General features: G+C 69.4%; 8 protein-coding genes. 4 read left to right on the plus strand and 4 right to left on the minus strand.

Going from position 1 to position 6,134, the window contains the following annotated elements:
• Together GH736_RS15270 and GH736_RS15275 are read right to left on the minus strand one after the other, a co-directional pair.
• Nucleotides 1-648 (minus strand): SDR family oxidoreductase (locus GH736_RS15270; protein ID WP_159604840.1); only part of this gene is annotated, 648 nt, incomplete at its 3' end.
• The gene (locus GH736_RS15275; protein WP_159604842.1) at nt 645-860 is read right to left on the minus strand and encodes a hypothetical protein; all 216 of its coding nucleotides are present in this window, start codon (nt 858-860) and stop codon (nt 645-647) included. The genes GH736_RS15275 and GH736_RS15270, both read right to left, overlap by 4 nt.
• A gap of 182 nt (nt 861-1,042) precedes the next feature.
• On the opposite strand from GH736_RS15275, the gene GH736_RS15280 reads away from it, so the two are divergent.
• Complete coding sequence (locus tag GH736_RS15280; RefSeq protein WP_159604844.1) at nt 1,043-2,125, plus strand: DNA glycosylase AlkZ-like family protein; 1,083 nt, start codon at nt 1,043-1,045, stop codon at nt 2,123-2,125.
• A gap of 31 nt (nt 2,126-2,156) precedes the next feature.
• On the opposite strand, the gene GH736_RS25630 is transcribed toward GH736_RS15280, so the two are convergent.
• Nucleotides 2,157-2,450 carry an ATP dependent DNA ligase gene (locus GH736_RS25630; RefSeq protein WP_328596874.1) on the minus strand — a complete coding sequence of 98 codons (294 nt, stop codon included), beginning with the start codon at nt 2,448-2,450 and terminating at the stop codon, nt 2,157-2,159.
• Nucleotides 2,451-2,498: 48 nt separating this feature from the next.
• Complete coding sequence (locus GH736_RS15290) at nt 2,499-2,651, minus strand: hypothetical protein (RefSeq protein WP_159604846.1); 153 nt, start codon at nt 2,649-2,651, stop codon at nt 2,499-2,501.
• A 242-nt stretch (nt 2,652-2,893) separates the two neighbouring features.
• On the opposite strand from GH736_RS15290, the gene GH736_RS15295 reads away from it, so the two are divergent.
• The 3 genes from GH736_RS15295 to GH736_RS15305 are packed head-to-tail and all read left to right on the plus strand — an operon-like array spanning nt 2,894 to nt 6,089.
• Nucleotides 2,894-4,144, plus strand: coding sequence for an extracellular solute-binding protein (locus tag GH736_RS15295; protein WP_159604848.1), 1,251 nt, complete (start codon nt 2,894-2,896; stop codon nt 4,142-4,144).
• Between the two features lie 55 nt (nt 4,145-4,199).
• Complete coding sequence (locus GH736_RS15300; protein WP_159604850.1) at nt 4,200-5,177, plus strand: carbohydrate ABC transporter permease; 978 nt, start codon at nt 4,200-4,202, stop codon at nt 5,175-5,177.
• Nucleotides 5,178-5,180: 3 nt separating this feature from the next.
• Nucleotides 5,181-6,089 carry a carbohydrate ABC transporter permease gene (locus GH736_RS15305; protein WP_235934291.1) on the plus strand — a complete coding sequence of 303 codons (909 nt, stop codon included), beginning with the start codon at nt 5,181-5,183 and terminating at the stop codon, nt 6,087-6,089.
• The last annotated feature ends 45 nt before the right edge of the window (nt 6,090-6,134 follow it).

Below are 6,134 nucleotides of genomic sequence, written 5' to 3' on the forward strand. Positions count from 1 at the left end.
CGCGGCCACACCGTCGTCTCGGCCGTGATCGAGGATCCGGTCTGCAGCGACCTCGTCGAAGCGCTCTGGGACGACGATGCCCGGCAGCTGCCCGGGTTCGACCTCGCCGACTACCGGGCCGCGCTCCCCGACCGCGAGCGCCACCAGCCGCTCGGCCACCTCCCTGGCCGCCACCGGCTGCGACCGCATCCTCGGAACGAGCACGAGCGGACCGACCTTCGCGGTGTCGAAGATCTGCCCCGCGAACTCGTGGAACTGCGTCGCGCACAGGATCGTCCACGGCACGGGCCCGGCCGCGACGAGCTCCTCCTGCAGCACCTTCCCGGCGTAGTACGAGTGGGGCGCGTCGTCCACGCCCACGATCGAGAGCGCGACGTGGTGCCGCACCCCCGCAGCCACCTCGGCGGCGAGCAGGGAGCGGGTGACCGCGCCGAAGAAGTCGCGGGACGCGGCATCCGACAGCGTCTGCACCGACGCCACGTCGATCACGGTGTCGACGCCCTCGAGCGCGCCGGCCACGCCCGCGCCCGTCACGAGGTCGACGCCCGTCGACCGGGCCAGCACGATCGGGTCGTGGCCTCGCTCGCGCACGACGTCGACGACGTGGTGTCCGACGGTTCCGGTTCCTCCGGCGACGGCGATCTTCATCGGGTGGTCTCCTCTTCGGCGGTCGGGATGCGGTGTTCGCTGCTCACATCCAATACGACCGGATGCCCCGCCGCGATGTGACATCCGGCGGAGAACTCGGACCGGGCGCTGCGGCCCGCGGCGAGCGACGCCACCCGCACCCGCACCTGCACCCGCACCCGCACCCGCACCTGCACCTGCACCTGCACCTGCACCTGCACCTGCACCTGCACCCATCTGCGGATATACGATCTGGCGCGCCGCCATTCGGACCCGCAACTCGGCGCGCCAGATCGTATATCCGCAGTTCGGAGCGCGAGCGCGAGCGCGGGCGGGGGCGGGGCGCGACGGGGAGCGCGAGCGCGGGTCGGAGACCGGGGGGACGAACGTCGGAGGCGGTGGCTACCGTGGACCCGTGGAGCCGCACCGTCTCGATCGCACGCAAGCGCGCCGCATCGCCGTGCGCGCCCAGCTGCTCGACGCCGACCGCCCGACCGACCTGGTCGAGACCGTGCGGCACCTGACCTTCCTCCAGGTCGACCCGACCGCCGCGATCGCGCCGAACGCCGACCTGGTGGCCTGGAGCCGACTCGGCGCCGGGTACGCGCCCGCCGACCTCGTGCGCGCGCTCGAGGACGACCGCACCCTCATCGAGTTCAACGCGCTGATCCGGCCGATGGAGGACCTCGCCCTGTTCCGCGCCGAGATGGAGCAGTCACCCGACTATCCGCGGTGGCGGGAGTGGCTCGACGCCAACGAGCCGTTCCGCCGAGACGTGCTCGCGCGGCTGCGCGACGAAGGACCACTCACCTCTCGAGAGATTCCCGACACGAGCGTGGTGCCCTGGGCGTCATCGGGGTGGACCGGCAACCGCAACGTGACGCAGATGCTCGAGTTCCTGGCCGCCCGCGGCGAGATCGCCATCGTCGGCCGCCGCAAGCGGGAACGCATCTGGGACCTGGGCGAGCGCGCCCTGCCCGCCGATCTGGGCGCATTGCCGGCCGACGAGGCCCGCCGGCTGCGCGACGAGCGCCGGTTGCGCTCACTCGGCATCGCCCGCGCGAAGTCGCCGGTGGTCCCGATGGAGCCGGCGGATGTCGGCGCCGCCGGCGAACCCGCCGTGGTCGAGGGGGTGGCGGGCGAGTGGCGCGTGGACCCCGCGTTGCTCGGGCAGCCGTTCGAGGGGCGCACGGCCCTGCTCTCACCGTTCGACCGGCTCGTGCACAACCGCACCCGTGCCCTCGAGCTGTTCGAATTCGACTACACGCTCGAGATGTACAAGCCCGCGGCGAAGCGACGATGGGGGTACTTCGCGCTGCCGATCCTGCACGGCGATCGCCTCGTGGGCAAGCTCGACGCGACGGCCGATCGCAAGGGCGGCGTGCTCGTCGTGAACGCGATCCACGAGGACGAGCCGTTCACAGCCGAGGTGCAACGGGAAGTCGACGACGAGATCGACGCGCTGGCGTCGTGGGTGGGACTCGACGTGCGGCGCTGAGGCGCGGCGCCCTCGCCGGAGCGGCCCGAGGCTACCCGCGCAGCAGCTCCCGCAGCGTCTGGATCGTGTCGGCGTCTTCGGGCCGCTTGTCGTCGCGGTAGCGCTTGACCCGCGCGAACCGCAGCGCGATGCCGCCGGGATACCGCGACGACCGCTGCACGCCGTCGATCGCGATCTCGACCACGATGCTCGGCGCGACCCACACGGTGTTGGCGGTGACGGTGCCCCGAGCGGATGCCTCGTGGCGCGCCGCGGCGGCCGCGGCATCCGTCGTCTCGGGGTCGACGAATGCGGGCGCGAACCGGGCGAGGCGTGCGGGGTCCATCGCCGCCCGCGGTCGGTCGTCACGCGTCACCCCGCCGACGGCGACGAGCTAGGCGTCGAACACGCCGGCGGCCTGCGCGGCGGCGGCCGCCTCGGGCGTCGCGGCATCGGTGCCGTGGGTCATGGGTGGTTCCTCCGTGTCAGGGTCGGCGAGAGCAAACACCATGATTGCAAATGATCGTTCATCCTGTCCAGCGATCATCGTCGTGAACGCTTGTCGGAGAGCTCGCTCCGTATTCCGGCTGGATATCCGCTCGGTAACGATCAGGCAACCGACTCTTGACGGCATGGCGGCACCTCCGACATCATCGTGACCACACCGTGACTGAAACTGATTGATATTTGCTCATTCTGGTCAGTCGCATGCACGCGGCGGTGAGACCGCCGCCCGCACCGGCGCGGCGACCGCGGCGCTCGTGATCCAAGAACAGTGAGGAACCACGTATGAAGAAGTCGCTCCGCTTCGGCGCCGCGATCGCCCTCGCGGCCACCGCTTCGCTCACGCTCGCGTCCTGCGGGTTCGGCGGCGGTTCCGGCTCCGACGACGAGTCCGGTGGCGCGACCACCCTCGACCTGCTCGTCCCGAGCTACTCCGACAACACCCAGGGCCTCTGGGAGGACGTGATCGAGGGCTTCGAGAAGGAGAACCCCGACATCAAGGTCAACCTCGAGGTGCAGTCGTGGGACAACCTCGAGTCGGTCATCACCACCAAGATCCAGGGTGGTGAGGCCCCCGACATCTACAACGGCGGCCCCTTCGCCGGCTTCGCGGCCGACGGACTGCTCTACCCCGCTGAAGAGGTCGTCTCGGCTGACACGTTCAGCGACTTCCAGGACTCGTTCATCGCGAACGCCGAGGTCGACGGCACCGCCTACGCGCTGCCGCTGATCGCGTCGGCTCGTGCGCTGTTCGTCAACAACGCCCTGCTCGAGCAGGCCGGCGTCGCCGCGCCGCCCACCACGTGGGACGAGCTGCTCGACGCCGCCACGAAGATCTCCGCGCTCGGCGGCGGCATCGCCGGCTACGGCATGCCCCTCGGCTCCGAGGAGGCGCAGGCCGAGGCGGCCGTGTGGCTCTGGGGCGGCGGCGGCACGTTCGGCGACGCCACCGAGATCACGGTCGACGACCCGGCGAACCTCCCGGGTGCCGACCAGATCAAGAAGATGATCGACGCAGGTGCGACGCAGGCCGACCCCGGCTCGACCGACCGCTCGCCGCTCATGGACATCTTCATCCAGGGCAAGATCGGCATGCAGGTCGGCCTCCCGCCGACCGTCGGCCAGATCGAGGAGAACAACCCCGACCTCGACTACTCGATCGTCCCGATCCCCACGGAAGACGGCAGCCCCTTCACGCTCGGCGTGATGGACCAGCTCATGGCCTTCCAGAACGACGGCGACAAGCAGGACGCGATCACGAAGTTCCTCGACTACTACTACACGGCCGACGTCTACGTGCCGTGGGTGCAGACCGAGGGCTTCCTGCCGGTGACGAAGTCGGGCGCCGAGGCGCTCGGTGGCGAGGAGGCGCTCGCGCCGTTCCTCGAGGTGCTGCCCGACGCGCAGTTCTACCCGAGCACGAACCCCAAGTGGTCGGCGACGGATGCCGCGTTCAAGGCGCTCTTCGGACAGATCCAGACCAAGCCCTCCCAGGAGGTCCTGACCGAGATCCAGGCCCAGGTCGACGCGGGCTGAGCCCCGCGACATCCGCAACGAACGCACCACCGGAGGGATCGGTGACCATCGAATCATGAGCACCACGACCGACACGTCATCGTCCCGAGCGGGGGCGGCCACCGGCCGCCCCCGCCCCGGCGGGAAGGCGCCCGCCTCGGGCAAGCGCAAGGCCGGCGGGCGCGACCTGCTCGCCTCGCTGCCCTGGATCGGGCCGGCGCTCATCCTCATCTTCGGCGTCGTGATGTTCCCGGCCGTCGTCATGTTCTACAACTCGACCCGCGACATCTCCATCTCGGGTCTCGACCACGGCTCCGTCGGCTTCGACAACTACGTCGAGGTCTTCTCGTTCCCCTACTTCTGGCCGATCTTCGCGCGCACCATCGTGTGGGTCGTCGTCGTCGTGGCCGCCACCGTGCTCATCTCGCTGGGGCTCGCGCAGATCCTCGACAAGGCGTTCCCCGGCCGGCGCATCGTGCGACTCGCGGTGATCATCCCGTGGGCGGCATCCGTCGTCATGACGACGCTGGTCGTCTACTACGGCCTCGAGCCGTACTTCGGCATCATCAACAAGTTCCTCGTCGACGTCGGCCTCGTCGACACGCCGGAGGGCTACGGCTGGACCCGGAACCCGGCCACGGCGTTCGCCTGGTCGATCGTGGTCGCCGTCTTCGTCTCCCTGCCGTTCACGACGTACACGATCCTCGCCGGACTCGCGACGATCCCGGGCGACGTGCGCGAGGCGGCCAAGATGGACGGTGCCGGACCCATGCGCACCTACGTGAGCGTCATCCTGCCGCAGCTGCGCGGCGCCCTGAGCGTGGCCGTGCTCATCAACATCATCAACGTCTTCAACTCGCTGCCGATCCTGAAGGTGATGACCGGGTCGATCCCCGGCTACGACGCCGACACGATCATGACGCTGATCTTCAAGTACATCCAGAACCAGCACAAGGTCGACGTCGCCAGCGCGCTGTCGGTCGTCGCCTTCGTCATCGTGATCGTGATCGTCGCGGTGTACGTGAAGGTCGTCAAGCCCATGCAGGAGGTCTGACCCGTGGCCGTCACCGCCCCCGCGTTCGAGACGATCGACGCGCCCGCGGCATCCGCTCGCCGTCGCCGTTACACCGAAGACCAGGTGCCCATCGGGCGTGTGCTGCTGCGCATGCTCGGCGGCCTCATCGTGCTGGCGATCTTCATCCTCCCGTACACGATGATGTTCTTCGGCTCGGTGAAGACGAAGGCGCAGATCCGCTCGGTGGAGCCCACGTACCTCCCCACCGAGTGGCACTGGGAGAACTACATCAACATGTGGTCCACCCCCGAGACGCCGCTGCCGCAGAACCTCATCTCCACGATCGTGATCGCGGTCTTCGCGACCGTGCTGGTGCTCGGCGTGGCCATGCCCGCGGCGTACTACACGGCGCGGTTCCGGTTCCCGGGCCGCTTCGTGTTCCTCTTCCTCGTGATCGTCACGCAGATGCTGCAGCCCGCCGTGCTCACGTCGGGCCTCTTCCGCCAGTTCGTCACGCTCGGCCTCATCGACACCTGGGCGGCGATGATCCTCATCAACGCCGCGTTCAACCTGTCGTTCGCGGTGTGGATCATGCACTCGTTCTTCGCGGGCGTGCCCAAGGAGATCGACGAGGCCGCGCAGATCGACGGCGCCGGGCGGCTCACGGTGCTGTTCCGCATCCAGCTGCCGCTCGTGTGGCCGGGCATCGTCACCGCGATCGTGTTCACGTTCGTCGCCTGCTGGAACGAGTTCGCGGCGTCGCTCGTGATCCTCTCGACCGCGGGCAACCAGCCCCTCTCCGTGGCCCTCACGAAGTTCGTCGGGCAGTACGAGACCTCGTGGCACTACGTGTTCGGCGTTTCGATCGTGGCGATCATCCCCGTGGTCATCCTGTTCATGCTCATCGAGAAGCGCCTGGTCGGCGGCCTCACGGCGGGCAGCGTCAAGTAGCGCGCGGATGCCGCGCCCGGGCGCCAGCGGCGCCCCCGCCCGCCA

The sequence above is a fragment of the Agromyces humi genome, from assembly GCF_009720255.1.
GTDB lineage: Bacteria > Actinomycetota > Actinomycetes > Actinomycetales > Microbacteriaceae > Agromyces > Agromyces humi.

Coding starts and splice junctions, on each gene's coding strand:
- GH736_RS15290 (WP_159604846.1), bottom strand. CDS start 2,651: ATGATCGCTGGACAGGATGAACGATCATTTGCAATCATGGTGTTTGCT.
- GH736_RS25630 (WP_328596874.1), bottom strand. CDS start 2,450: ATGGACCCCGCACGCCTCGCCCGGTTCGCGCCCGCATTCGTCGACCCC.
- GH736_RS15295 (WP_159604848.1), top strand. CDS start 2,894: ATGAAGAAGTCGCTCCGCTTCGGCGCCGCGATCGCCCTCGCGGCCACC.
- GH736_RS15300 (WP_159604850.1), top strand. CDS start 4,200: ATGAGCACCACGACCGACACGTCATCGTCCCGAGCGGGGGCGGCCACC.